We start from the raw sequence: 24,669 nt of genomic DNA, 5'->3' as shown, positions 1-24,669 counted from the left end.
CCTCGCGGCCGGGGATTTGCGTTGCGCGGATGCGCGTGCCGATGAAACGGCGTTGATGAAATCCATATTTCGAGAAATATAGAAATATGGAATCGAAGCACGCCACCACCATGCTGTCCGCCCTCGGGCACGAGGGGCGCCTCGCCATCTTCCGCCTGCTGGTGAAGGCCGGCCCGGCGGGCATCGCGGCGGGCGACATCGCCCGGGCGCTCGACATGCGGCCCAACACCTTGTCGGCCAGCCTCGCCGTGCTGGTCCATGCCGGGCTGATCGGCTCGCGCCGCGAGGGCCGGTCCATCCGCTATCGCGTGGACTATGCCGCGACCCGCGGCCTGCTGGTCTTCCTGATGGCCGATTGCTGCAACGGCGCGCCCGAGATTTGCGCGCCGCTCGGCGCCCTGCTGGAGCGGGCCGGCAGCTGCGCGTCGCTCGGCGCGCCGGCGGCGGGCGGCTGATCATGGACAGCTTCGGCCCGGCCCGACGGATCGCCGCGGAAGCCCTCGGCTCCGCCCTGCTACTCGCCGCGATCGTCGGCTCGGGCATCATGGGCGCGCATCTCGCCGGCGGCAACGCGGCGCTCGCCCTGCTCGCCAACGCGCTGGCGACCGGGGCGGCGCTGGTCGTGCTGATCTGGATATTCGGCCCGATATCGGGGGCCCACTTCAACCCGGCGGTGACGCTGGTGGCCACCCTCCGGCGGGCGCTGCCGTGGCGGCTGGCGCTGGCCTATGTGGTAGCGCAACTCACCGGAGCGATCCTCGGCGTCTGGTGCGCCCATGCCATGTTCGGCGAACAGCTGCTTCAGGTCTCGCTCACACCGCGCGCGGATCCGGGCCGCATCCTTGCCGAAACGGTCGCCACCTTCGGCCTGCTCGGTGCCATTCTCGGCACGGCGCGGTTCCGGCCTGATGGCACCGCCGTCGCGGTCGGCCTCTACATCGTCGCCGCCTACTGGTTCACCGCGTCCACCTCGTTCGCGAACCCGTCGGTGACGCTGGCGCGGAGCCTGACGAACAGCTTCGCCGGCATCGCGCCGGCCTCCACCCCCGCCTTCATCCTCGCCCAAATGGCTGGCGCGCTGCTCGCGGCCGGCCTATTCGGCTGGCTCCTGCGACCGGAGAAAACCCCATGAACGACGTCGCATTTCCTATTGTGATCTTCCACAATCCGGCCTGCGGCACCTCGCGCAACGTCGTTGCCCTGGTGCACGCCGCCGGCTACGAGCCGGACGTCGTCGAGTACCTCGAGACCGGCTGGACCCGCGATCAGCTTCGCGACCTTGCCGCGCGGGCGGGCCTGAGCTTCCGGGATTTGCTGCGCGAGAAGGGAACGCCGGCCGCCGACCTCGGCCTGCTGGGCGATGATGTCGCCGAGGAGCGTATCCTCGACGCCATGATCGAGCACCCCATCCTGGTGAACCGGCCGCTGGTGGTGACGCCGCTCGGGGTGAAGCTGTGCCGCCCGTCCGAGGCTGTGCTCGACCTGCTCGAACGCCGGCCCGACCGTTTCACCAAGGAGGACGGCGAGATCGTCGTTCCCGCCGGCTCCGCCCCCTCACTGGAATAAATCGGGCGCGGGCCTCCGGCACCCGCCCCCATCACACCTTCTTCAGCTCCGGCCAGCGGCGGTAGAACCAGGTCCACTGCTCGGGATGCTCGCGCACCCAGCCCTCGATGATCGAGGTGATGGCCTGCATCGAGGCGTCGACGTCGATCTTGCCTTTGGCGTCGCGCGGCAGTTCGATCGGCGGCGTGCAGGTGATGCGGAAGCGCCCGCCCGGCAGGCGGATCACCCGAACCCCGTGCACCGGGCACTCATAGAGCCGGGCGAGCCGGGCGATGGTCGGGTTGCTGTTGCACTGACGGCCGAAGAAGGTCACCCGCGGCCCGCCGCGCCGCTTCTGGTCGGCGAGGATGCCGAGATGCTTGCCCTGGTCGAGCACCGCGGCGAGCTCGAACACCGCGACATGCGAGGCGGCGACGAGATCGCCCATCACCTCGGCCCGCGCGCCCAGCAGCAGCTCGGCGAAGAAGGCGTTGTCCGGCGGCTTGAACAGCACCGCGCTGTCGAGCCCCTGCGCCGCCGCGGCGATGGCCGGCAGCTCCCAGTTGGCGAGATGGGCGGTGAAGACGAGCGCCGGCTTGCCGTCGATCCGCATCGAGACGAAGTTCGACACGCCCGTGGTCTCGATCCGGCTCTTGGCCGGCTCCCACATATTGTACTGCCAGATGCGGTCGAGATGGACGAACTCGCCCGCCACGCGCCCGACATTGTCCCACATGCCGCGGGTGATGTTCACCCGCCATGCCTCGGTCTCGTCGGGATAGGCCGCGCGCAGGTTGATCAACGCCCGCTGGTGGATCTTGGTGCGCGGCCCGATGGTGCGCGCGCCCCAGCTGCCGATATTCGCCGCGGTGTCGGGCGGAATGAGGCGCAGCGCGCGCACGAGGAACCACACCGCCACCGTGAGGAAGCCCTGGTAGAGGCGCTGGGTGAGGCTGCGCTTCGGCTCGGCCACGCGGGGCGTCTCCCGGAGTTCGCTCAGAAGTGCACCACGACCTTGCCGAACACCCGGCGCGTCTCCAGCCGTTCCAGCCCGTGCTCGAAATCCTCCAGCGCATATTCGGAGTCGATCACCGGCAGTACGCCGCGCTCCATGCGCTTCAGCCCGTCCGTGATGGCCCGGATCGGGGCGCCGAACGAGCCGAAGATGTGGTACTGGCGCTGGAACAGCTGCATCAGGTTCATCGTCGTGGTGACGCCCGAGGTCGAGCCGCAGGTGACGAGGCGCCCGCCGCGCTTGAGCGAGAGCAGCGAGCCGTTCCAGGTCTCCGCCCCGACATGCTCGAACACCACGTCGACGCCGACCTTCTTGGTGATCTTGCGCACCTCGTGCTCGAAGCGGTCGGTCTTGTAGTTGATGACGTGGTCGGCGCCGATGGCCTTCGCCTTGGCGCCCTTCTCGTCGTCGCCCACCGTGGTGATGACGGTCGCGCCGATCTCCTTCGCCATGCGGATCGCCACCGTGCCGATGCCCGAGCCGCCGGCATGCACCAGCACGGTTTCGTCGCCCTCGAGCTTCGCATTGTCGAACAGCATGTGCTCGACGGTGGAGAAGGTCACCGGCGCGCAGGCGGCGTCGCGCCACGCGATGCCCTCGGGGATCGGCACGCAGAGCCGCTCGGCGATGTTGAGCTCGTCGCGGGCGAAGCCGTCGACGTGGAAGCCCATCACGCCGGCGACCTCCTCGCAGAGATTGTCGCGGCCCTGCTTGCAGGCCTTGCACTGGCCGCAGGTCAGCGCGCCGTACATGGCGACGCGGGAGCCGGGCGCAAAGCGCGTCACGCCGGCGCCGACGGCGGTGACCTCGCCGACCGCCTCGGCGCCCACCGCCAGCGGCAGCTTGCGCTTGGCGAAAGCCATGCCGCGCCAGCCCCACACGTCGATATGGTTCAGCGCCAGCGCCTTGACCTTGACGCGCACCTCGCCCGGCTGTGGCGCGCCGGGCTCCGGCACGTCGGCGAGGATCAGGTTACGGTCGGAGACGAGCTGAAGCGCGCGCATGGAAGGCTCCACAGGACGGCGGCGACGCTCACCGCTCCCGTCCCGGCACGGAGCCGGGGCACCAGAACCGGACCGGAGGCGGCAGGAGTCTGGCCGCGAGGTCGTCTGGCCGCCGGGCTCGAAAGCCGGCGCGAGGGAGGCAGCGGTCGCCGCCCGTTGAAGGACGGCGCTGGATATCGGTTTCAGCGCTGGATGGCTAGTGCGGCGGTGAGCCCGCCATCGACCGGGATGGTGGCGCCGGTGATGTAGCTGCCGCCCGGCGACATCAGGAAGGCGACGAGGGCGCCCACCTCGTCCGGCCGCGCGAAACGCCCGAGCGGTACCTGCTTCTCGACATTGGCGCGATAGGCGGCGTAGCGCTCCAGCATCGCGGTGTCGACGAAGCCGGGCGCGACCGTGTTCACCGTCACCCCGCGCCGCCCGCTTTCCACCGCCAGCGTGCGGCAATAGGCGGCGAGCGCGGCCTTGGAGCCGGAATAGACTCCGTTGCCGGGGTTCGCCACCTCGCCGGCGATCGAGCCGATGGCGACGATGCGGCCGGCCTTGGCCCGCGACATCGGCCGCACCAGCGCGCCGGCGATCTTCACGAACGACCAGTAGTTCACCTGCATCAGCTCTTCCGCCTTGGTCTGGTCGACCATCGCGGCGAGGGTGTCGTAGCTCATGCCGGCATTGTGGACGAAGCCGAAATAGGCCGGCTCCTCGGCCACCTGCGCGGCGAAGGCGTCGACCGCGCCCTTGTCGGCGAGGTCGAGCGAGCGGGCTTCCAGCCGCGATTCGGGGTTCACCGCCGCCACGCCGGCGATGACCTGCTCCGCTTCGGTGGTCGCGGTGCGCACGGTGAAGACCACGTCGAAGCCGGCCACGCCGAGCGCATGGACGATGGCGGCGCCGACGCCGCGGCCGCCACCGGTGACGAGAACGCGAGGGGAGGTCATGCCGGATGTCCCATGGTTGCGACGGGCTCCCTCTCCCGCGCGGGAGAGGGTCGGGGAGGGGGGAACGCCGGGCCGCGGTGGGGTTTACCCCTCCGTCCGGCGGAGCCTGTTCCCGGGTTCGCGGAAGGCGAGGCCCGGGGGCCGATCACCTCCCCCGCGCGCGGGGGAGGGCACGAGATGGGTGACCTCAGGACGGCGCGCCGGTCAGCACCAGCGCGACGTTCTGCCCGCCGAAGCCGAAGGAGTTCGACATCACCCGCGTCACCTTGGCGTCGCGCGCGACGTTCGGCACCACGTCGAGCGGGATGCTCGGGTCGGGCACGTCGTAGTTGATGGTCGGGGGGATCCGGCCATTGGCGATGGTCATCAGCGAGACCACCGCCTCGATCGCGCCGGCCGCGGTCAGCGTGTGCCCGATCATCGACTTGTTGGAGGAGATCGGGATCGAGCCGAGCCGCTCGCCGAACACTTCCTTCATGCCGGTGTATTCCATCCGGTCGTTCTCGGGCGTCGAGGTGCCGTGGGCGTTGATGTAGTCGATCTCGTCGGGCGAGACGCCGGCATCGGCCAGCGCCGCCCGCATGCAGCCGATCACCGGCTTCGCGTCCGGCGAGGAGCGAGTGCGGTGGAAGCTGTCGGCCATCTCGCCGACGCCCTCGATGACGCCGAGGATCGTGGCGCCGCGCTTGGCCGCGTGCTCGTAGCTCTCCAGCACCAGCGCGCCGGCACCCTCGGCGATTATGAAGCCGTCGCGGTTCTTGGAGAAGGGCCGCGAGGCCGCCTCCGGCACCTCGTTATTGGCGGAGAGGGCGGAGAGCAGCGAGAAGCGGATCAGCGCCTCCGCGGTCACCGAGCCGTCGGTGGCGATGGAGAGCGCCGCGTCGCATTCCCCGCGCCGGATCGCCTCGACGCCGAGCTGGATCGAGGTGTTGCCGGAAGCGCAGGCGGTGGACAGCGAGATCGGCTGGCCACGCGTGCCGAAGCGGTCGGCGAGGTGGTCGGCGATCGAGCCGTAGAGAAAACGCTCGTGCCAGGCGTCGTGGCCGTTAGCCTCGGCGGCGCGCAAGAGGTCGTCATAGCTCACCGGCCCGTTGGCGGCGGCCTCCTGCGCGAGGATGCGGCGCTGCGGCCATTCGAGCTCGATCGGCGGCACCGCGCAGAACAGCGGGCCGGGGAAGGCGCCGATCCGGCCGATGCCGGACTGGGCGACCGCTTCCTCGGCGGCGAGCGCGGCCAGATGCTCGGACAGGTCCGGCGCGGTGCGCGGCTCGCCCGGCAGGAAATCCACCGTGCCGGCGATGGTCGTCTTCAGCCCGTCCAGCGGGAAGCGGGAGATGCGGTGGATGCCGGAGCGGCCGGCGGTCAGCTTGGCCCAGTTGTCGTCCTTGCCCTGGCCGAGCGAGGTGACGAGGCCCATGCCGGTGACGACCACGACGGGACGGCCGGACTTGTCGGTATAGGACGCCATGCTCTTCGTCTCCCGATGCCCCCCGGCATCAAATCAACCCGCCGCACCCGGCGGCGAAGGCCGCACCGGCGCGGGGATCGCCGCTCCGTCGCAAGGGCCTGTCACGCGGTGTGCGGCAGCGCTCCGGCGAAACCGGGGCGCGCCGGACAGATATGGCGGTTCAGCCGGCCTTTTCCACCAGCGCGACGCCCTCGCCGCGCCAGTGACCGACCGCCGTCACCACAGCCCGCGTCAGCGGCGCCTCGAAGGGCGTCTCCAGCGTTTCGCCGTCCAGCGGGGCGAACAGCTTGCCGCGCGAGACGGCCAGCGCCGCCAGCGCCAGCGCCACCGGCATCTGCGCCTCGAGGCTGTGGCCGACGCGGTCGGTCACCGAGCGGACCGGAAGCCCGGCCTTCGCCAGCGCCTCGGTTTCCGCGCGGGTGGCATCCGGCGCGCCGCTGGCGCCGGAGAGGATGGCGGTGCCCTCGGTGGTGACGCCCATGGCCTTGGCGATGAGTTCGTCCAGCACGGCCTCGACCGCGCCCGGCTCGCCCCGCCGCGCCCGCTCCGACCACACGCCGGAGAGCTTCGCGATCGGGGTCGCCCCGCGCGCCTTGGCGTGCTCGGGTGATTCCAGCACCAGGAAGGCGCCGGCCGAGCCGGTCGGCACGCCCTTGGGATCGGCCAGCACCGGCGCCCAGGGCGCGTGCATGGCGAGCCGCTTCAGCGCGAACAGCAGCAGCATGTCGCGCCGCTCGGCGTTATAGGCGCCGCCCACCAGCGCGATCTCGCTGGTGCCCGCGGCGATGCGCGAGAAGCCGATGCGCACCGCGTCGGTGCCCGAGCTTTCCTCGCCCATGAAGGTGCGCGAGGAGCCGGTGACGCCGTGCACGATCGAGATGTTGCCCGCCAGCAGGTTGGAGAGCTGGGCGAGGAACAGGGTCGGGCGCAGGTCCGCCTGCAGCCGCTCGTTGAGGTAGACGTCGGGTCGCGGCTGCTTCTCGATCTCGGTGAGGATCGAGCCGTCGACGGACTGGTCGCGCTCGCCGCCGCCCGCCGCCACCACCATGTCGGTGGCGCCGAGAATGTCCTTGTTGCCGGCGATGCCGGCCGATTCGAGGGCGAGGCCGGCGGCATAGGTGCCGATCCGCTGCCACGGCTCCATCTGGCGCTGGTCGCCCTTCTTGGGGATCTGCTTGCCGAAATCGACCGGGGCCAGCGGGTGCACCACATAGGGTGCGAAACCGGTCGGATCGAGCACGGGCTCGGCCCTGTCGGCGAGCGCGCTCCAATGCGCATCGAGCCCTTCACCGAGCGAGGATACGAGCCCTATCCCGGTGATCCAGACCTCACGGCGTTCAGACATGCGTCAGACTCTCTCCTGGGGTCGCCCCCCCAGTCGTGTTCGCGTCGCATCCCATCGGCATGCCGATGCGCTCCGCCGTCGAGAGCAGGTAGCCCCTGAGCTCCGGTGCCGGGAACGGCATGGTCTTCAGGGTGATCTCGGCGTTGCAGACAAGCTTGCCCTCGACCCGGCCCTGCGCCGAGAGCCGGCCATAGCCGGAGCCGTCATGCTCCAGCTTGGCATCGACCTCGATGACCTGGCCCGGCGTCACGAAGGTGCGCAGCTTGCCCTTCTCGACCGAGGCGAGGAACGCCATGCGGTCGAAATTGTGGAAGCGCAGCAGCAGCATGCCGCAGCTCTGCGCCATGATCTCGAACAGCAGCACGCCCGGCAGCAGCGGGTGGCCGGGGAAATGGCCCTCGAAGATCGGGCTTTCCAGCGGAACGGTATTGGCCGACTTCAGGGTGCGCGCCTCGAGATCGAGCGCGAGCACCTTGTCGATCATCTGGAAATATTCGAGGCGCATCGTTCCGTCCGTGTCGCCGGTCTTGCTCCGGCGGGCCTTCGGCCCGGCGTGCCGGGCCTCGGGCGGTCTTCGTCCGGCGGCCCGGAAGGGCCGCCACCTCACGCGGGTCTCAGGCGGTCTTCGCGGCGATCAGCTCGTCGATGCGCGCGCACAGGTTCTTGAGCACGAAATACTGCTCGGTGGTCGCCTTGCCCTCGTTCACTTCCTGCGTCCACTGCTCCAGCGGCAGCTTGATGCCGAACGCCTTGTCGATGGCGAAGGCGATGTCGAGGAAGTCGAGGCTGTCGATGCCGAGATCGTCGATGGCGTGGCTGTCCGGCGTGATGTTCTCGCGCGGGATGTCGCACGTCTCGGCGATGATGTTCGCTACGGTGTCGAACGTGGAAGACATGGGTAGCCTCTGGTCTCGGTTGGCCGCGGCCGGGCCACGGTGCGTCAACGGCGCCCGCCCGCGCGAAACGCGCGCAAGCAGCCCGTTAGGGGATGTCGGCCCGTATACCTAAGCGCGACCGCCTATTCAATGGCGCGTGATCGTCATTCCCGCGCGGTGTGGTTTCTCGGTCTCGACCGCAGGCCCGGTGCCTGTCAGCCGGCGTTCAGCTTGCTGTGCTATACCCGCCGGCGAATGGTGGAGGGCAGTCATGACGTCTCGTTTCTCGCGCGCGTTGATGGGGGCGGCGGCGGCCGCGTTCCTCGCCTCCGGAGCCCTGGCGCAGACGCCGCAGCCCCGGCCGGCGACGGCCGCACCGGCCCCGGCCGCGCCCGCCGTTCCCGCCGGGCCGAAGACCTATGCCCGCGCCGATCTCGTCGAATCCGCCCGCAAGTTCGAGACTCAGCTGCGCCGCACCCAGAAGCCCTCGGCCAAGCCGGTGGCGCAGCTGCGCAAGGAGGCGGAGGCCGCGCTCGCCAAGGGCGACGCCCGCACCGCCGCCGATCTCTACGGCCAGCTCGTCGTCGCCGCACCGGGTGATTACGGCCTGTGGCTGCGGCTGGGGCGGTCGCTCACCCAGATCAAGCCGAACCAGGACGAGGACAGCTACACCTTCCTCGACCGCGCCGGCGCCGCCGGCTTCATCGCCTATCGGCGTGCGACGACGAGGGCGGAGGAGGCGGACGCGCTGTTCTTCCTCGCCCATCTCTATAGCGAGCGCTCGCTCTGGCGCGCTGCGCTCGACACCCAGAAGCTCGCGCTCGACCTGCGCGATGTGCCGGCCGAACGCGCCTGGTACGACAAGCTGCGGGCGGAGAAGGGCTTCCGCGTCTACGACTATTCCGTCGATTCGGATTCGGCCAATCCCCGCGTCTGCGTGCAGTTCTCCGAGGACCTCGCCCCCGGCAAGGTCGATTTCGCCGCCTTCGTCAGCGTCGTCGGGCAGGACAAGCCGGCGGTCACGGTCGAGGACAGCCAGCTCTGCGTCGAGGGGCTGAAGCATGGCGAGCGCTACGACATCACCGTGCGCGCCGGCCTGCCCTCGGTCGTCCCGGCCGAGAAGCTGCAGAAGGCGACCGACATCTCCGTCTATGTCCGCGACCGCAACCCGGCCGTCCGCTTCACCGGCCGCACCTATGTGCTGCCCCGCACCGGCCCGCGCGGCATCCCGGTCGTCTCGGTCAACACCAACCTCGTCGCGGTCGAGCTCTTCCGCATCGGCGACCGCAGCCTGATTCCCTCCGCGCTCGACGGCGATTTCCGCCGCAGCCTCGACGGGTACGACCGCCAGAAGCTGATCGACGGCCGCGCCGAGAAGGTGTTCGAGGGCAAGCTGGAGACGCTGAGCACGCTGAACGCCGAGGTCGTCACCTCCTTCCCGGTCGACGAGGCGATCGGTACGCTGCAGCCCGGCGTCTACGTCCTCACCGCCGCCCCCACCGGCGGCCTGCAGGAGACGGAAGACTACGAGGCGCGCGCCACCCAGTGGTTCGTCGTCTCCGATCTCGGCCTCACCGCGCTATCGGGCTCTGACGGCCTGCACGTGCTGGTGCGCGGCCTCGGCAGCGCGAAGCCGCTCGGCGATGTCGAGGTGCGCCTCCTCGCCAACTCCAACGAGGTGCTGGCGTCCACCAAGACCGACGCCGAGGGCCGCGCCGGCTTCGACGCAGCGCTCACCCGCGGCAAGGAGGGGCTCGCCCCCGCCGTGATCGTCGCGAAGTCCGCCGAGGGCGACTACGCCTTCCTCTCCCTGCGCGACCAGGCCTTCGATCTCACCGACCGCGGCGTCGGCGGCCGCGCCGCCCCGACCGGCTTCGACGCCTTCGTCACCCCCGAGCGCGGCGTCTACCGCACCGGCGAGACCGTCCATGTCACCGCCCTGCTGCGCGACCCGCAGGCCCGCGCCGCGCCCGGCGTGCCGCTGACCATCGTGCTGCGCCGTCCGGACGGCGTCGAGGACCGCCGTGTCTTCGCCAATGACGCCGGCGCCGGCGGGCGCGCCGTCGACCTGCCGATCGCGGAAGGCTCCATGCGCGGCACCTGGCGGCTCGCCGCCTATGTCGACCCCAAGGGCGACGCGGTGGGCGAGGCGACCTTCCTCGTCGAGGACTACGTGCCAGAGCGCCTCGCGCTCGAGCTCTCCGCCGGCGCGCCCGAGATCGGCGCCGCCGCCCCCGTCACGGTCACCGCCGCCGGCCGCTGGCTGTTCGGCCCGCCAGCCGCCGGCCTCTATATCGAGGGCGAGACCGAATTGCGCGTCGCCTCCGAGCGTCCCGGCTTTGCCGGCTGGCGCTTCGGGCGTCCCGATGACGGCTTCACCAACGTGCTGACCCCGCTGGCGGACAGCCCGGTGACCGCGGCGGACGGCAAGGCGGCACTGAAGATCGCGCTGCCCCCGCTTCCCGCCACCCAGCGTCCGCTCCAGCTCGACGTCGTGGTCCGCCTCGCCGAGGGGGGAGGGCGCGCGGTCGAGCGCACCCTGACGCTGCCCGTCGCCGCGACCGGCAACGGCATCGGCGTGCGCCCCCTGTTCAAGGGCCGCGATCTCGCCGAGGGCGCCAACGCCGCCTTCGAGGCGATCATGGTCGACCCGAAGGGCGCCCGCATCGCCAATGGCGACGTGAAGTGGGAGCTGTTCCGGGTCGAGCGCCGCTACCAGTGGTACCGCATGGACGGCGCCTGGGACTACGAACCCGTCACCACCACTCGCAAGGTCGCCGACGGCACCCTCGCGCTCGGCACCGACCAGCCCGGCCGCATCGAGGCGCCGGTGCAATGGGGCCGCTACCGGCTCGAGGTCACGGCCGGCGGCGTCTCCACCGCCGTGCCCTTCGAGGCTGGCTGGGGCGGTGACGCCACCGCCGAAACGCCGGACCGGCTGGAGGTCGCGCTCGACAAGCCGGGCTACAATCCCGGCGACACGCTCACCGTGAACCTCGCCAGCCGCGCCGCCGGCTCCGCCACCGTGTTGATCGTCGGCGACGGCGTGCTGGCCTCGAAGACGCTGGACATCCCGGCGGGCGATTCGAAGGTCACCTTCGAGGTCACCGAGAAATGGGGCCCGGGCGCCTATGCGCTCGCCCTGATGCACCGGCCGCTCGACGTCGCCGCCGGCCGCAATCCTGGCCGGGCCATCGGCCTCGCCTGGTTCTCGGTCGACCGCGCCGCCCGCACGCTCGGCGTGAAGCTGGAGCCGCCGGCGCAGATCCGGCCCGAGACGACGCTCTCGGTGCCGGTGACGCTGGCGGGTCTTTCCGCCGGCGACGAGGCCTATGTGACGCTCGCCCTCGTCGATGTCGGCATCCTCAACCTCACCGGCTTCGAGGCGCCCGATCCCGACGACCATTATCTCGGCCAGCGCATGCTGGCGACCGAGCTGCGCGACCTCTATGGCCAGCTCATCGACGGCATGGCCGGCACGCGCGGCCGGCTGCGCTCGGGCGGCGACGCCGGGGAGGGCGGCATGAAGGCCGAGCCGCCGACCCAGCCGCCGCTGGCGCTGTTCTCGGGCGTCGTCAAGGTCGGCGCCGACGGCAAGGCGACCATCGATTTCGCCGTGCCGCCCTTCGACGGCACCGGCCGGCTGATGGCGGTGGCCTGGTCGGCCAACCGTGTCGGCCACGCCCAGGCCGACGTGACCATCCGCGATCCGGTCGTCATCACCGCCACCCTGCCGCGCTTCCTCGCGGCCGGCGACCGCTCGACGCTGCGGCTCGACCTCACCAATGTCGACGGCGAGGCCGGCGACTACAGCCTCGACCTCGTCGGCGAGGGGCCGGTCGGCTTCGGCACGGCGCCGAAGACCGTCACGCTCGCCACCGGCGCGCGCCAGAGCGTGATCGTGCCGCTCGACGGCAAGGGGCTGGGCGATTCGCGCATCTCCGTGCGCGTCGCCGGCCCCGGCGGACTCGCCATCCGCCGCGACTACAATCTGCGCGTCCGACCCGCCTATCCGGAGATCATCCGGCGCAGCGTGCGCACGCTCAATCCCGGCGAAAGCCTCACGCTGAGCGACGACCTCTTCGCCGATCTCGTGCCCGGCACGGGGATGGTCGCGGTGCTCGCCGCGCCGCCCTCGGCCATCGACGTGCCCGGCCTGCTGCTGGCGCTCGACCGCTACCCCTACAGCTGCTCGGAACAGCTCACCAGCCGATCCCTGCCGATGCTGTATCTGAGCGAATTGGCCTCGCAGGCGCAGGTCGATCTCGGCACCAAGCCGGCGGAGCGCATCAACGAGACCATCGCCCGCGTGGTATCGCGGCAGGGCTCGGACGGCTCCTTCGGCCTGTGGGGCGAGGGGGGCAGCGACCTCTGGCTGGATGCCTATGTCACCGACTTCCTCACCCGCGCGCGGGAGGCCGGCTACAAGGTGCCGGACCTCACCTTCTCGCAGGCGCTGGACCGGCTGCGCAACGGTGTCGCCATCTCCAGCCAGAACGACGGTCCCACCAGCAACGCCGACGCCTACGCGGTCTATGTGCTGGCGCGGAACGGGCGCGCCCCGCTCGGCGACCTGCGCTATGTCGCCGACGCCAAGCTCGAGGACGTGGCGACGCCCTTCGCCCGCGGCCAGATCGCCGCGGCGCTCGCCATGCTCGGCGACAAGGGGAGAGCCGAGCGGGTGTTCAAGGCCGCGCTCGACCAGCTTCCCGCGACCATGGAGCGCGACACGCTCGGCCGCGCCGATTTCGGATCGATGCTCCGCGACGCCGCCGGTGTCGCGACCCTCGCCGCCGAAGCCGGCTTCCCGAACACCGCGCTCACCGCCCGCGAGCGGGCCGCCACCGCGGCGGCGCTGCAGTCGCGGACCTCGACACAGGAGGACGCCTGGATGCTGCTGGCCGCCCGCGCGGCGGGCGTGGCGAGCGGGATGGGGCTCACCGTCGACGGCCAGCCGCATGAGGGCGTGTACAAGCGCACCTTCGATCGCACTGCACTGACCACCAACCCCATCGTACTGACCAACCAGGGCCAGACACCCATCGATGTGACGGTTTCGATCGACGGTTCGCCGGTCGCGCCCGAGCCGGCGGCGTCCAAGGGGCTGAGCATCAAGCGCAGCTATTTCACGCTGGACGGCAAGCCGTTCGACCCCGTGAAAGTCACGCAGAATCAGCGTCTTGTCGTCGTTCTCGACGCCGAGGAGGACGAGGCCGCGCCGACCCGCCTGCTGCTGGTCGACCATCTGCCGGCGGGCTTCGAGATCGATAATCCGAACCTCGTCTCGGGCGGCGACACCGGCGCGCTCGCCTGGCTGGAGGACGTCACCGAAGTCGACCATGCCGAGTTCCGCGACGACCGCTTCGTCGCCGCCGTCGATCTCACGCAAGATGCTGAAGAAGCTGGGAGTTTGCGCGTCGCCTACATCGTGCGGGCGGTCTCGCCGGGGCGCTATGCGCACCCGCCGGCGACCATCGAGGACATGTACCGTCCCGATCGCTTCGGCCGCACCGCCGCCGGCGCGATGGAAGTGACGGGAGCGGCCCGGTGAGGCCCGGTCCCGGCGGCCCGCTCGCGCGGGCTGCCGCCATCACCTTGACAGGACTGGCGATTCTGGCCGGCGGGACGCAGGCCTGGATCGCCGGCGTGCGCGCCGCGGCGCCGCCGGCGCCCGTGATCGCGCTCTCGCCGGAGGTGCTCGATCGCGACGGTCAGCTGCTGCGGCCGTTCGCTTTACCGGACGGGCGCTGGCGGCTTTCGGCGGACCTGTCGAAGATCGACCGCCGCCTCGTCGCGATGCTGATCGCCTATGAGGACCGCCGCTTCCGCGACCACCCCGGCGTCGACCCGCAAGCCCTTGTTCGCGCAGCGTTTCAACTCGTGTGGAACGGGCGGGTCGTCTCCGGTGGCTCGACGCTGACGATGCAGGTGGCCCGCCTCCTCGAGCCGCGCGGCGGTCGCACGATGGGCGCGAAACTGCGGGAAATTCGCCGCGCCATCCAGCTCGAGGCGCGCCTGTCCAAGGACGAGATCCTCGCGCTGTACCTCACCCTCGCTCCCTATGGCGGCAATATCGAGGGCGTCCGTGCCGCCAGTCTCGCCTATTTCGGCAAGGAACCCAGGCGCTTGACGCTCGCCGAGGCGGCGCTGCTGGTTGCCCTGCCGCAGTCGCCCGAGGCCCGCCGCCCGGACCGCGATGCCATCGCCGCCGGGCGCGCGCGCGATCGCGTCATCGCCCGCATCGCCGATCTGGGCATCTTCGGCGGCACCGAAGCCGATCTCGCCCGCGCGACGCCGGTCGCCGCCCGTCGCGTGGCCATGCCCATGATCGCCGCTCATGCCGCCGAGGCCGCGCGTCGCAACCGACCTGCGGCGGCACAGCAGCGCCTCACCATCGATCGGGGAACCCAGCTGTCGCTTGAAACGCTGGCGCGCGAACGGGTTGGCGGTCTGGGGAGCGGCGTCTCGCTCGCGATGCTCGTCGTCGACAATGCGAGCGGCGATGTCCTCGCCCGGATCAGCGGCGCCGATCCGGCGGATCGCGAGCGGGCCGGCTCGGTTGATCTCACACGCGCCATCCGCTCGCCGGGCTCGACCCTGAAGCCGTTCATCTACGGGCTCGCCTTCGAGGACGGCATCGCGCATCCCGAAACGCTGATCGACGATCGTCCGACCCGGTTCGGCGCCTATGCGCCCGAGAACTTCGATCTGGAATTCCAAGGCACTGTGCCGGTCAAGCGGGCGCTGCAGCTCTCGCTCAACGTGCCCGCCGTCGCTCTGCTGCAGGCCGTCGGCCCGCAACGTCTGGCGAGCCGCCTGGGGGAGGCGGGAACGCGTCTGATCCTCCCGCCCGGAGAGGTGCCCGGACTCGCCGTCGGTCTCGGCGGCGTTGGTGTAAGCCTGGAGGATCTCGCCGGCCTGTATGCGGCGATCGCGCGGGGGGGCGACGCGAAGCCGCTTGCCACGCGGCTCGACGACGCCGCCACGGCGCCGCATCGGTGGGCGCGCCTGCTGAGCCCCGCTGCCGCATGGCATCTGGGCCAGGTCCTCATCGGCACACCGCCGCCGCGCAACGCGGCGGGCGGTCGGATCGCCTTCAAGACGGGCACGTCGTTCGGCTATCGCGATGCCTGGGCCGTCGGCTTTGACGGCCGCCGCACCATTTCCGTCTGGATTGGTCGCCCCGACGGGCAACCGGTACCCGGAATGATCGGCCGCACCGCCGCGGCACCGCTGCTGTTCGATGCCTTCGCCCGGATCGCGACCCGCCCGGCACCTTTGCCGGCGGCGCCTCCGGACGCGCTTGTGACGACTTACCAGAGGCTGCCGCCTCCGCTTCGCCATTTTGGTCGGGACCCGGGTGCCACGGCAGACACGACGCTGCGGATTGCGTTTCCGCCCGATGGCGCAACGCTGGAACGCATCCCCGACGATCCGCTGACCGTGAAGGTTGCGGGCGCGAGCGGGCGCGTCAGCATCCTTGTCAACGGCATGCCGCTGGGCCAACCGATGACCGGAACGGTTCTGGCGTGGCAAGCGGAAGGAGCCGGGTTTGTCAGGCTGACGGTCGTCGATGACACCGGCGCAAGCGACAGCGTCAATCTGCGCCTGCGCTGAGAGGCACCGTTGTCGATGACCGCTCCCCGACTCCGGACGCGAGCGTCACGGAGCCGGGAAGAGCGATAGGATCAGCGGCCCTGGATCGCGGCGCGGGCGATCTGGTCGCGGGTCAGGCCCCGACGCTTCAGCGCAACGTCGGACAGGCGCGACAGCGCCTCATAGCGCTGGGCGATGCGACGCCCCTCGCCGACAGCCTCGAAGAAGGCGGCCACGGTCTCGACGACGCGGGCGAACAGGTCGGGGGAGGTACGGTGGGTGACGGACACGGTGCTCATGGGAGCCTCCTGAATTTGGTATGCCAGGAAATTAGGTAGCCTTGTGCGTCGCAACAAGAGTTTTGCTGCATAGCAGCGTTGCGTTGGACGCGGTCGTGCATTCCCTGCGTCCGGCCGTTATGGAGCGTGGCGACGCGAATTCGCGCCTAATGTCATGAATAACAATGAGATATCATTGATTTTAGCGCTCAATGGCTCGAATGTCGGTGTGCGCCGATGTATAAGCCATGTACCAGGCGCAGGTGTGGTGTCCTGCCTTTGCAGTTCCGCAGGGGCATTCCATGATCGTGGCTGGCGCCGGATGGGGACGGCCGTGACGATGCTCACCATCCCCGAAATTTAGGGTAGACCGCGCAAAGGCGAGGCGCTATAGACCCCGCATCTGCCGCCCGCTCTACAGCGCGCTTTGCCCTGTTGTGGCTGGATACCAAAAGGCCTTGAATATCAAGGGCTTCGTTGGGGGATAGTTTAACGGTAGAACTGCGGACTCTGACTCCGTTAGTCCAGGTTCGAATCCTGGTCCCCCAGCCAACCTAACGCCTCTGAAAACAAGCAAATTTTATAGCGTGTCACGGGCTTACTCGCGCCGTGTCACATCCCGTGTCACGAATCCGCGGGGCGGGTCCCCTTGGTCGCCGTACTTGATACGGGCGCCTGATGGTCTTTTGCCGTCCTTTTTGTCCGATGCGGGCTGGCGAGCGAACCCCCAAATTTGATTGAAAAGTTGCGCCTCTGAAGAATGATTACACAGGGTAGCGAATCGGTGGGGACGGTGCGTTCCGAGGATCGTTGGGTCGAGACTGGTCTAATCGCATGCGGCGCTGTGGGCACGATTGTCGGAATCGGCACTTGGGTCGGCGCTCGCTTCGATGTTCTGCTTGCCTTAATAGCGGGGGCAGGATGGGCATTGGTCGTTCCTCTGCTTGTTATAGTCCGGCGGGCTGATCGTCGAACCAAAGAGGCGCAAGAGGGTCTTTTAGAGTACAAATCGGAGATTGAAGAGTGGCGCTCAATCGCACAAAAGAATTCCGACTCTCTCAATAAATTTATCTCAGTGACTATGGTAATGCCGTCAATTCGCCCGAGGAATATTCCTACTACGGAAGCAGAAGCCGATCGAGAGGCTTAGAATGGCCGACTTTGATGCATTCAAATATTATCCATCTCTGCGTGCCCGGATGTGGGAGTTGCGAGGATATAAGGAGTTGGGAGGTTTAGACAAAGACGCGCTATTGCCGCTCTTCCGGTTGACTCGACATCACCGAACGGTTGGAGTGGAAGCCGTCGCCGGAATTGTTGAGGCTAGTACCGAGGGTCGCCCATACATCATCGATCTCGAACTGCATCCGCTGCTAGCTTGCGCGGATGCTGCAACTCTCGCCGATCATACCAATGGGTTCGAGCCGTGGCGGCGCTTCATACAGGAACGAAACGGTGCTGTTCCTACTGCGCTCCTACCAACAGACGCACCGCTTCGGTCGGTTGTTCAGCAAGTAACGAGGATGGAACAAAGCTTCGGGAAGGTCGTAGTCCGCACACAGTCTCCTATCGCAGATCTTTCCCGGCTTAGTGCGATCCTCAGTGCTGTCGACTCTACCGGAAATGTTCTGGTTGTTCTTGATTTCGGCTACATCCGCTCAAGGTTAGCTGCCGTTTCGTTGGAGGTGGCCACAGCGATCAATACATTGCGTGGTGTCGATCCGGCGACCCGTATTGTGGTTATGGGGTCGAGCTATCCTCGATCCGCTGCTGCATATAGCGATTCTGGTACGACCTTGGAAATCGAGGAGCGTACATTGCACGCCTTGATTGGAGGGGATCAGATCGCAATTTACGGGGACCACGCGTCGATACACCCCGAGCCGTTCGAACCCATGCAATCTAGGTTTGTGCCTCGTGTCGACTATTCCTTGCCGACCGCATGGATTTTCCGTCGCGCCCGCGCTGACCAGCGAGGTTTCATTCGCTGCGCGGAACAGATTGTTGATCTGCCCGATTGGGATGCATCTCTCCCAGAGCAGCATGTATGGGGTGCGGTAAAAATAAAAGACGCATCAAGCGGAAATATAGCGGGTATGGGGCAGCCCGGTCCGTGGATAGCTGTCCGCGTCAACTTGCACTTATGGCAGCAAATACATTTTTCGGAAAATGGCGACGAAAGTGTATTTGGATAAATCACTCGATTTTGCGGGGCGTGATTTTGATATTTCGAAGATCCACTATATGGAACGATGCGTCATTTATTGTCTTGGTGTGGGAAGCGGTAGCCGCGGATTGCCAGCTTGGTCTGCGTAAATATTTGAGGGCAATTAAGCTTGATGTGTGAACTCGCTCTGAGAGAAAGCGGGCATGGTAACGCAAATATCTCTGTTTAAGCGCTGCAATTGCTGCCTTTCGGACGTTAAGAACAGGAAGGTTTCGGGCCAATATTTCGAGCGAGTGCCTGTCAGAAGTTGTGGCAGGCTCGCCATTCGCGCGAACAAGGCGCTTCAGATCCGCTGCGAGCATGTGCTTGATGGAGGCTTCCAAGGATAGTGGACGAATATGTGGTTTGCGCAGGAGGGTAATTTGTGCCGCGCCGTCCGAGCCAGCCTCGATCTGAAAAACGCCAACCGTAGAATCTGCAGCCTTAAGGATCTCGTGGGCATGACGGGGGTCGGCAACCACGGTCACTCCCTCCATCACCCCCTGATAGGCTTTAACCTGCGCTTCCAGGCGTTGAAGGCTGTCCGCCTGTGATTTGATCTCAAATGCGATCAATCTGCCGTTGGCAAGCACCAAATCCGCGCGGCGAGACCACCCTGCCACGGGTAATTCACTGATCAGCACGGCGTCATCATCGACGAAGCCCTCCTTAAATAGGGCATCAATGACGGCGGCTTTTATGTGCGGTTCTCTTAGCATCATACGGCCCTATCGGCCCATTATCGCTTCCAATCATTCACCAATATTTAAGCTGTTTCAGCGGGGGCCGCCACCAGCCTGATGCCCCGCGCCCAGCTGCCGCTGCGCCCGGTTAGTATCGGAGGCCTCTACCGCTCGGCAACTCCGAACACCACCCGACTCAACCCGTCCCGCCGGACGTCGACCACATCGAATGTCCGCTCGCCGATGGTGAAGCGGTCCCGCTGGCGCACGGTGTCGGCGCCGGGATAGCGCACGCGGTCGACCGACAGGTCGAAGCCGTGGCCCTTCACCAGCGTGCGGAGGTCATTGCTCCGGTTGCGGGCGCCGACGTCGATCGGTGCATCGACCGGGTTCTCGGTGAGGATGCCGGCGCCGTCCCATGCCTCGCGGTCGGGATCGGGGCTCGATCGGCCGTTCGGCGCGGATACCATCGGCGTGCAGGTGAAGGCGCTCGAGTAGACCCGGTCGATGGCCTGGCTCGTCATGCGGTCAAGGCGGTCGAAGATCGACATGGCGGGCTCCCGAAGGGTGAGGCCGCCCTCACTCCCTGCCCGCAGTCAGGGGTCCAAGGCGGCCGGCCGTTTTCCCGGCTCGGATGGCGATGTCCCCATCGCCTGCCCCGCGGGCCCGAGGAAGACGGGCGCCGGGTTTGCGGACGATTACGATGCGATCGTCCCGCCGCCGAAGCGGAAGAAGCGTGAACGCTTCGGTAACGAATGAATAACATTTCCCGATGCAATGCGCTAGAATCTCGCGATTGATCCTATCCAATTGCGAGGCGCCGACATGCTACAGGTCAGGTCGCAGTGGACGCACGGGGTGGTCAAGGATCGGCTTGCCGCGGCGATCGCTCTCACGGAAAGCACCGTCTCCCGCCCGGGTCCGCAAGGCATACGCTCGGCATGGCCGGAGGTCCGCCCCGACAGTCGAGACATCTGGTGGCAACGCGAGACGCTCCACGACCATGCCGGCCGCCGAAACGCCTGGCGCATCGGCGCCACGGCGGATGAGATACAGGACGCGGAGGAAGCCCTGGCATGGCTCGGGCTGGTCCGGTGGGAACGGCACCGCCGCGCGCTGCAGCTCTGGTGCCGCGCCCGTGCCGGACGCATCCCCTTCCGCGATATCGCCACCACCGACGCCGCCTCTTACCCGACACTGAAGCGGCACCTGCGCGAAGCCTTCGACACCATCGCCGACGCGCTCAACCGAGCCGACCGCATCGGCAGATCCAATGCGTCAAGCGATCTACATCAGCAATATTGATACTTTTCCGGCTTTCCCGTAGATTCGCCGATGTAGTCGCTAGGACTGCGCTTCGGGACACCAATGGCATCTCTGCTCAGCCGCCTCCGGGCGGCTTTTCCTTTGCGCTCCACCACGATCGAGGCCGGCGCCAATGGTCCCCGCTGGAACGGCAAGACCCTCCGTGCGCCTGCGCAAGAGGTGAACCTGCGACGCCAGCTCGCCGCGGACCGGGCCGCATGGTTGGCGATCAACGACGCCACCGCCGCGGCCATCGTCGACCGCTGGGCCGCCAACCTGGTGAGCGATGGACCCTCCATCGTCCCGCGCACCGACGATCCCGCGCTGCGCCAGCGCGTCGGCGAGTCGTGGTCCCGTTGGTGGGATCGTTGCGACGCGGAAGGCCGCGACGACTTCGGCGGCATCCTCTCGCGCGTCGGGCGCGGCATCGTGGCGAGCGGCGAAGCCTTACTCGTCATGGAAGCGGATGAGACCGGCGAGCTGGTGCTGCGCTCGATCGCTCCCGAACAGGTCGATGCCAGTCTCACCCGCCCGGCCGGCGCCGGCGGCAACATCATCTCCGGCGTCGAGATGGACGCGCGCGGCCGCCCGGCGGCGTATTGGGTCCGGCCCGCCACCGACGTGCTACTGGCCTATCTGCTGCAGCCGCAGCGGGTCGAGGCCGGCGAGGTGCTGCACGTCTACCGCCGGGACGTACCGGGTCAGGTGCGGGAGTTGTCGTGGCTGACGCCGGTGGCGACTCAGCTTGCCGAGCTGACCGACCTGCAAACCTCCGTGCTGGCGGTCGCGAAGACGGCGGCGCTGTTCTGCGGCGTCATGACCAATACCAGCGGCCAGCCAGCCGACGCCGTCGCACCGCCGGCTGGCATGTCGCCCGGCACGATCCTGGAGATGCCGGAGGGCGTGGACGTGAAGTTCACGGACCCGCCGGTCCTGAATGGCGCGGACGCCACCCGACGCGAGACGCTCCGCGCCGTCGCCGCAGGCGTGGGTCTCCCGTTCGAATTGGTCACCGGGGACCTCAGCCAGGTCAATTACAGCTCCATGCGGGCGGGCTTTGGCGAGTTCCGCAAGCGCGTCGACGTGCTGCGCCGGACGCTGATCGAAGCCCAGCTCATCCGCCCGCTCTGGCGCAAATGGCTGGCCTATGAGGCCATGCACGGCCGGATCCCGGCGAGCCTCGCCGCCACGCTCGAGCCGATTATCTCGTGGCCGGCCTGGCTGCCGATCGATCCGCAGAAGGAAACCGCCGCGGACATCCTCGCGCTGAACGCCGGCCTGACCTCACGCGCCGAGCTGGTGGCGAAGCGCGGGCGGGACCTTGCCGAGCTGGATGCCGAGATCGCCGCCGACACGTTCGTGCCGCGCGCGGCGCCGGCCTCCGTCCCGAAGGAACCCGAAGATGCCTGAACCTGAATTGCTGGTCCGGCGCGCGCCGCTGTCCGCGTCGAGCTGGAAGCCGGAGGAACGCACCCTCGAGGTGGTGTTCTCCACCGGCGCCGGCGTGGAGCGCCTGGACGCCCGCGGCGCCTATGTCGAGCGGCTGGACCTCCATCAGGACTGGACGCCTTTCATCGGCGCCCCTGTCCTCAATGCGCACAAGCGCGGCGACGTCACCGACGTGCTCGGTCATGTCGTCAAGGCGTGGACGGTCAGCCCGACCGAAGCCCGCGCCATCATCAAGCTCTCTCGCCGCCCCGATGTGGAGACCGTCGTGCAGGACGTGCTCGACGGGCACCTCCGGGGCGTCAGCGTCGGCTACGGCGTCGCGGAGTGGCGCGAGAGCACAGAGGGGGGCAAGCGCATCAAGACGGCGGCGCGATGGGCGCCGGCCGAACTCTCCATCGTCCCCGTCGCCGCCGATCCCGGCGCTACCATCCGAAGCGAGAATCCCATGCCCGATCCCGTCGTCACTCCTCCGTCCCCGACCACCCCGCCGATCATCACCCCGCAGGTCCCCGAGACCCGCGCCGCGGTCAACACGGAAATCCGCTCCATCGCGGGCCTCGCCGAGCTCGATCAGGCATGGATCGATTCACAGATCGATGCGAACGCCACGGCGGACGCCGCCCGCGCCGCGGCCTTCGAAGCCATGCGCACCCGCTCGCCGGCGCCGATCCGCACCGTGCGTGCCAGCGTCGGGCAGGACCACACCGACCCGGAGGCGATCCGCTCCGCCATGGCGGACGCCCTCGCACACCGCCTGGCGAACGGCGCGGTGAGGCTCGAGGGCCGCGCGGTCGAGTTCCGTGGCTATCGCGCGCTCGACATGGTCGGGGCGCTGGCGCACGCCCGCGGCGACAAGGTAAGTCTGCACGATCAGAGCGCCCTGATGGAGCGTGCCGTCGGCGCGCATTCCACCAGCGACTTCCCGCTGCTGCTGGCCGACGCCGCCAACAAGTCGCTGTTGCCGCAATATGAGGCCGCCGCCCCCACCTATCGCCAGTGGGCCGCGCGCCGCTCGCTCAAGGACTTCAAGGAACACAAGTTCCTCCGCTTGGGGGACTTCCCGGGCTTCAAACCCGTCGGCGAGAATGGCGAGGTGCAGTACGGCTCGATCAGCGAGAACCTGGAGACAATCACCGGCGAGAGCTACACCACCGGCATTCCCATCGGGTACAAGGCTCTTGTTAACGACGATCTGTCGGCGCTCTCGGACTTCTCGGGCATGATCGCTATGCGGGCCGCCCAGAATGAGAACGACTGGGTCTATGGCGTGCTGTCCGCCAACGCGGCGTTGCGGGACGGCGTCGCCCTGTTCCACGCCAGCCGCGGCAATCTTGCCGCCTCTGGCGGCGCGATCAATGCCACGACCGTGGCCGCCGCAGTTGCCGCCCTCCGGGAGCAGAAGGGGCTCGACGGGCTGAAGCTCAACATCGTGCCGCGTTTCCTCGTCTGCGGCTCTGCCAAGGAGCTCGAGGCGCGCCAGCTTCTCACCACCATCTCGCCGGCCAAGACCTCCGACGTGAATCCGTGGTCCGGGATGATGGAGCTCATCATCGACGCGAACATCACAGGGAACACCTGGTACGTCATGGCTGACCCAGCGCGCGTGCCGAGTGTCGTTTACGGCTATGTGGCCGGCAATGAGGGGCCGCAGATCTTCACCGAGATCGACTTCGACACCCGCGGAGTGAAGGTCACCGCTTGGGTGCATCTCGGCAAGGGTGCGATCGATTTCCGCGGCCTCTACAAGAACCCCGGCGCCTGACGATGGCGGACATCGCCACGCTCAGGGAATGGCTCGACGCGCTCCGGGAAGCCCGCGCGTCGGGCGTGCGGCGCGCCGAGTTCCGGGACAGGACGGTTGAATACAAGTCCGACACCGAGATGGCCGCGGCTATCCGCGACCTCGAATCCCAGATCGCCGCGGCCGAAGGACGGCCGGGGATCAAGTTCCACACCATCACGATGAACCGAGGCTGGTCATGAAGAACTTCAAGCGTTCGGGGAACACCACCCCGATTGCCGCTCCGTCGGGCGGCGTCACCTCTGGCCAGGGCGTTCTTGTCGGCGGCATCTTCGGCATCGCCAGCGGCGACGCGGCGGAGGGCGAGACCGTCGAGCTTGCCCTGATCGGCGTGTTCGCCATCGCCAAGACCAGCGCCCTCGCGATCAGTGTCGGCGACAAGGTCTACTGGGACAACGCCGCCAAGGTCGTGAACAAGACCGCATCGGGGAACACGCTGGTGGGTGTGGCGGTCGCGGCGGCCGCCAATCCCAGCGCCACCGTCGACGTGCGCCTGAATGGTGTGAGCGTCTGACCATGGCAACGGTGCGGATCACGGGCGCGGAAAGCGTCGGGCGGCTGGCGGTGCGGGTCGAAGGCGCCGACGCGAAGCTGCTGGCGCAGACGCTCAACCGCTTCATGGCGCCGACAGTGACCACGGTTCGACGCGAGCTCGCCACCTACACGGGCGCTGGCTATGGCCGCGTCAGCCAGGTCGTCACTCCCCGCAAGGCCAGTGCCACGGTGCTGACCTTTCAGGTCGATGCCAAGGACGGGTGGATGTCCCTCAAGGAGTTCAAGCCCCGCGAGGTGCGGAGCGGCACGTCCGCCTCTCCATGGGCCAAGCGCCGCCTCTTCACGGGCGCCTTCATGATGGGCGGGCGCATCGGCAACCGTGTGCCCATCCCCTCGCTCGGCGGGCACGTCTTCGTCCGTGCTGGCAAGGGCCGGCTGCCGCTGCACAAGCTGTTCGGCCCGAACCTCGCCCGCGAGATGGTCCGCCATGACGGCGCCCCTCTCATCGCGTGGCAGCAGGACATCGGCACGCTCGGGCCCCGGATCATGCGGGAGGTCAAGCGGCGCCTCGAGGCGGGCGTCTGACCGATGGCCAAGGCCGCGAGCGGGGCCTTCCCGGCGTCTATGTGCCGCGGGGCGCTGCAGCGCGAGGTTTCGCTCGCTGCA

General features: G+C 68.3%; 22 protein-coding genes and 1 tRNA gene. 13 read left to right on the top strand and 10 right to left on the bottom strand.

Annotation, left to right across the window (positions count from 1 at the left end; translation table 11 throughout):
* Positions 1-86: 86 nt before the first annotated feature.
* From ACEUEL_RS10885 to arsC, 3 genes are read left to right on the top strand one after another with little or no spacing between them, the layout of a single operon-like run.
* Entirely contained in the window at positions 87-455 is a 369-nt protein-coding gene (locus ACEUEL_RS10885; protein ID WP_405704713.1) for an ArsR/SmtB family transcription factor, read from the top strand.
* 2 nt (positions 456-457) lie between these two features.
* The gene (locus tag ACEUEL_RS10880) at positions 458-1,132 is read left to right on the top strand and encodes an aquaporin (RefSeq protein WP_405704710.1); all 675 of its coding nucleotides are present in this window, start codon (positions 458-460) and stop codon (positions 1,130-1,132) included.
* Positions 1,129-1,566 (top strand): arsenate reductase (glutaredoxin), encoded by a 438-nt coding sequence (gene arsC / locus ACEUEL_RS10875; RefSeq protein WP_405704707.1) that lies wholly within the window; start codon positions 1,129-1,131, stop codon positions 1,564-1,566. The genes ACEUEL_RS10880 and arsC overlap by 4 nt, the downstream gene beginning before the upstream one ends.
* 31 nt (positions 1,567-1,597) lie before the next feature.
* On the opposite strand, the gene ACEUEL_RS10870 is transcribed toward arsC, so the two are convergent.
* The 7 genes from ACEUEL_RS10870 to ACEUEL_RS10840 all read right to left on the bottom strand — a co-directional run bounded on the left by ACEUEL_RS10870 (position 1,598) and on the right by ACEUEL_RS10840 (position 8,211).
* On the bottom strand, positions 1,598-2,518 hold the full coding sequence (locus tag ACEUEL_RS10870) for a lipid A biosynthesis lauroyl acyltransferase (protein WP_405704704.1): 921 nt from the start codon (positions 2,516-2,518) through the stop codon (positions 1,598-1,600).
* 23 nt (positions 2,519-2,541) lie between these two features.
* The gene (locus ACEUEL_RS10865) at positions 2,542-3,564 is read right to left on the bottom strand and encodes a zinc-binding dehydrogenase (RefSeq protein WP_405704702.1); all 1,023 of its coding nucleotides are present in this window, start codon (positions 3,562-3,564) and stop codon (positions 2,542-2,544) included.
* A gap of 182 nt (positions 3,565-3,746) precedes the next feature.
* Positions 3,747-4,502 carry an SDR family NAD(P)-dependent oxidoreductase gene (locus ACEUEL_RS10860; RefSeq protein WP_405704699.1) on the bottom strand — a complete coding sequence of 252 codons (756 nt, stop codon included), beginning with the start codon at positions 4,500-4,502 and terminating at the stop codon, positions 3,747-3,749.
* 187 nt (positions 4,503-4,689) lie between these two features.
* Positions 4,690-5,970 (bottom strand): beta-ketoacyl-ACP synthase, encoded by a 1,281-nt coding sequence (locus ACEUEL_RS10855; protein WP_405704696.1) that lies wholly within the window; start codon positions 5,968-5,970, stop codon positions 4,690-4,692.
* Between the two features lie 160 nt (positions 5,971-6,130).
* Complete coding sequence (locus ACEUEL_RS10850) at positions 6,131-7,315, bottom strand: beta-ketoacyl-ACP synthase (protein WP_405704694.1); 1,185 nt, start codon at positions 7,313-7,315, stop codon at positions 6,131-6,133.
* A complete protein-coding gene (locus ACEUEL_RS10845; RefSeq protein ID WP_405704691.1) occupies positions 7,308-7,820 on the bottom strand; it encodes a 3-hydroxyacyl-ACP dehydratase FabZ family protein in 513 nt (170 codons plus the stop codon). Before ACEUEL_RS10845 ends, ACEUEL_RS10850 begins: the two co-directional genes overlap by 8 nt.
* 109 nt (positions 7,821-7,929) lie before the next feature.
* Positions 7,930-8,211, bottom strand: a complete 282-nt coding sequence (locus tag ACEUEL_RS10840; RefSeq protein WP_170011354.1) for an acyl carrier protein — start codon at positions 8,209-8,211, stop codon at positions 7,930-7,932.
* Positions 8,212-8,461: 250 nt separating this feature from the next.
* Here ACEUEL_RS10840 and ACEUEL_RS10835 point away from each other — a divergent pair, with 250 nt between their 5' ends.
* Both ACEUEL_RS10835 and pbpC read left to right on the top strand, forming a co-directional pair.
* Positions 8,462-13,741 (top strand): alpha-2-macroglobulin family protein, encoded by a 5,280-nt coding sequence (locus tag ACEUEL_RS10835; protein WP_405704688.1) that lies wholly within the window; start codon positions 8,462-8,464, stop codon positions 13,739-13,741.
* A complete protein-coding gene (gene pbpC / locus ACEUEL_RS10830) occupies positions 13,738-15,807 on the top strand; it encodes a penicillin-binding protein 1C (RefSeq protein WP_405704686.1) in 2,070 nt (689 codons plus the stop codon). The genes ACEUEL_RS10835 and pbpC overlap by 4 nt, the downstream gene beginning before the upstream one ends.
* A gap of 71 nt (positions 15,808-15,878) precedes the next feature.
* Here pbpC and ACEUEL_RS10825 read toward each other — a convergent pair whose 3' ends face one another.
* Positions 15,879-16,085, bottom strand: a complete 207-nt coding sequence (locus tag ACEUEL_RS10825) for a DUF1127 domain-containing protein (RefSeq protein ID WP_405704683.1) — start codon at positions 16,083-16,085, stop codon at positions 15,879-15,881.
* A 457-nt stretch (positions 16,086-16,542) separates the two neighbouring features.
* Between ACEUEL_RS10825 and ACEUEL_RS10820 the strand changes: the two genes are divergently transcribed.
* Both ACEUEL_RS10820 and ACEUEL_RS10815 read left to right on the top strand, forming a co-directional pair.
* Positions 16,543-16,616 (top strand) — tRNA-Gln (locus ACEUEL_RS10820).
* A gap of 599 nt (positions 16,617-17,215) precedes the next feature.
* Entirely contained in the window at positions 17,216-18,259 is a 1,044-nt protein-coding gene (locus ACEUEL_RS10815) for a beta family protein (protein WP_405704681.1), read from the top strand.
* A 1-nt stretch (position 18,260) separates the two neighbouring features.
* Here ACEUEL_RS10815 and ACEUEL_RS10810 read toward each other — a convergent pair whose 3' ends face one another.
* Both ACEUEL_RS10810 and ACEUEL_RS10805 read right to left on the bottom strand, forming a co-directional pair.
* On the bottom strand, positions 18,261-18,992 hold the full coding sequence (locus ACEUEL_RS10810; RefSeq protein ID WP_405704678.1) for a sce7726 family protein: 732 nt from the start codon (positions 18,990-18,992) through the stop codon (positions 18,261-18,263).
* Between the two features lie 125 nt (positions 18,993-19,117).
* Positions 19,118-19,504, bottom strand: a complete 387-nt coding sequence (locus ACEUEL_RS10805; protein ID WP_405704675.1) for a hypothetical protein — start codon at positions 19,502-19,504, stop codon at positions 19,118-19,120.
* A gap of 274 nt (positions 19,505-19,778) precedes the next feature.
* Between ACEUEL_RS10805 and ACEUEL_RS10800 the strand changes: the two genes are divergently transcribed.
* The 6 genes from ACEUEL_RS10800 to ACEUEL_RS10775 all read left to right on the top strand — a co-directional run bounded on the left by ACEUEL_RS10800 (position 19,779) and on the right by ACEUEL_RS10775 (position 24,588).
* On the top strand, positions 19,779-20,258 hold the full coding sequence (locus ACEUEL_RS10800; protein ID WP_405704672.1) for a hypothetical protein: 480 nt from the start codon (positions 19,779-19,781) through the stop codon (positions 20,256-20,258).
* 63 nt (positions 20,259-20,321) lie between these two features.
* A complete protein-coding gene (locus ACEUEL_RS10795; RefSeq protein ID WP_405704670.1) occupies positions 20,322-21,668 on the top strand; it encodes a phage portal protein in 1,347 nt (448 codons plus the stop codon).
* The gene (locus ACEUEL_RS10790) at positions 21,580-23,469 is read left to right on the top strand and encodes a prohead protease/major capsid protein fusion protein (protein ID WP_405704668.1); all 1,890 of its coding nucleotides are present in this window, start codon (positions 21,580-21,582) and stop codon (positions 23,467-23,469) included. The genes ACEUEL_RS10795 and ACEUEL_RS10790 overlap by 89 nt, the downstream gene beginning before the upstream one ends.
* A gap of 2 nt (positions 23,470-23,471) precedes the next feature.
* Complete coding sequence (locus tag ACEUEL_RS10785) at positions 23,472-23,690, top strand: phage head-tail joining protein (protein WP_405704666.1); 219 nt, start codon at positions 23,472-23,474, stop codon at positions 23,688-23,690.
* Positions 23,687-24,022, top strand: coding sequence for a DUF2190 family protein (locus tag ACEUEL_RS10780; RefSeq protein WP_405704663.1), 336 nt, complete (start codon positions 23,687-23,689; stop codon positions 24,020-24,022). Before ACEUEL_RS10785 ends, ACEUEL_RS10780 begins: the two co-directional genes overlap by 4 nt.
* A gap of 2 nt (positions 24,023-24,024) precedes the next feature.
* Positions 24,025-24,588, top strand: coding sequence for a hypothetical protein (locus ACEUEL_RS10775; protein WP_405704660.1), 564 nt, complete (start codon positions 24,025-24,027; stop codon positions 24,586-24,588).
* Positions 24,589-24,669 lie beyond the last annotated feature (81 nt).

It is taken from the genome of Ancylobacter terrae (genome assembly GCF_045108345.1).
Taxonomy (GTDB): Bacteria; Pseudomonadota; Alphaproteobacteria; order Rhizobiales; family Xanthobacteraceae; genus Ancylobacter.
The sequence above is the reverse complement of the archived record's forward strand: the minus strand, read 5'-3'. Positions and strand labels throughout refer to the sequence as shown.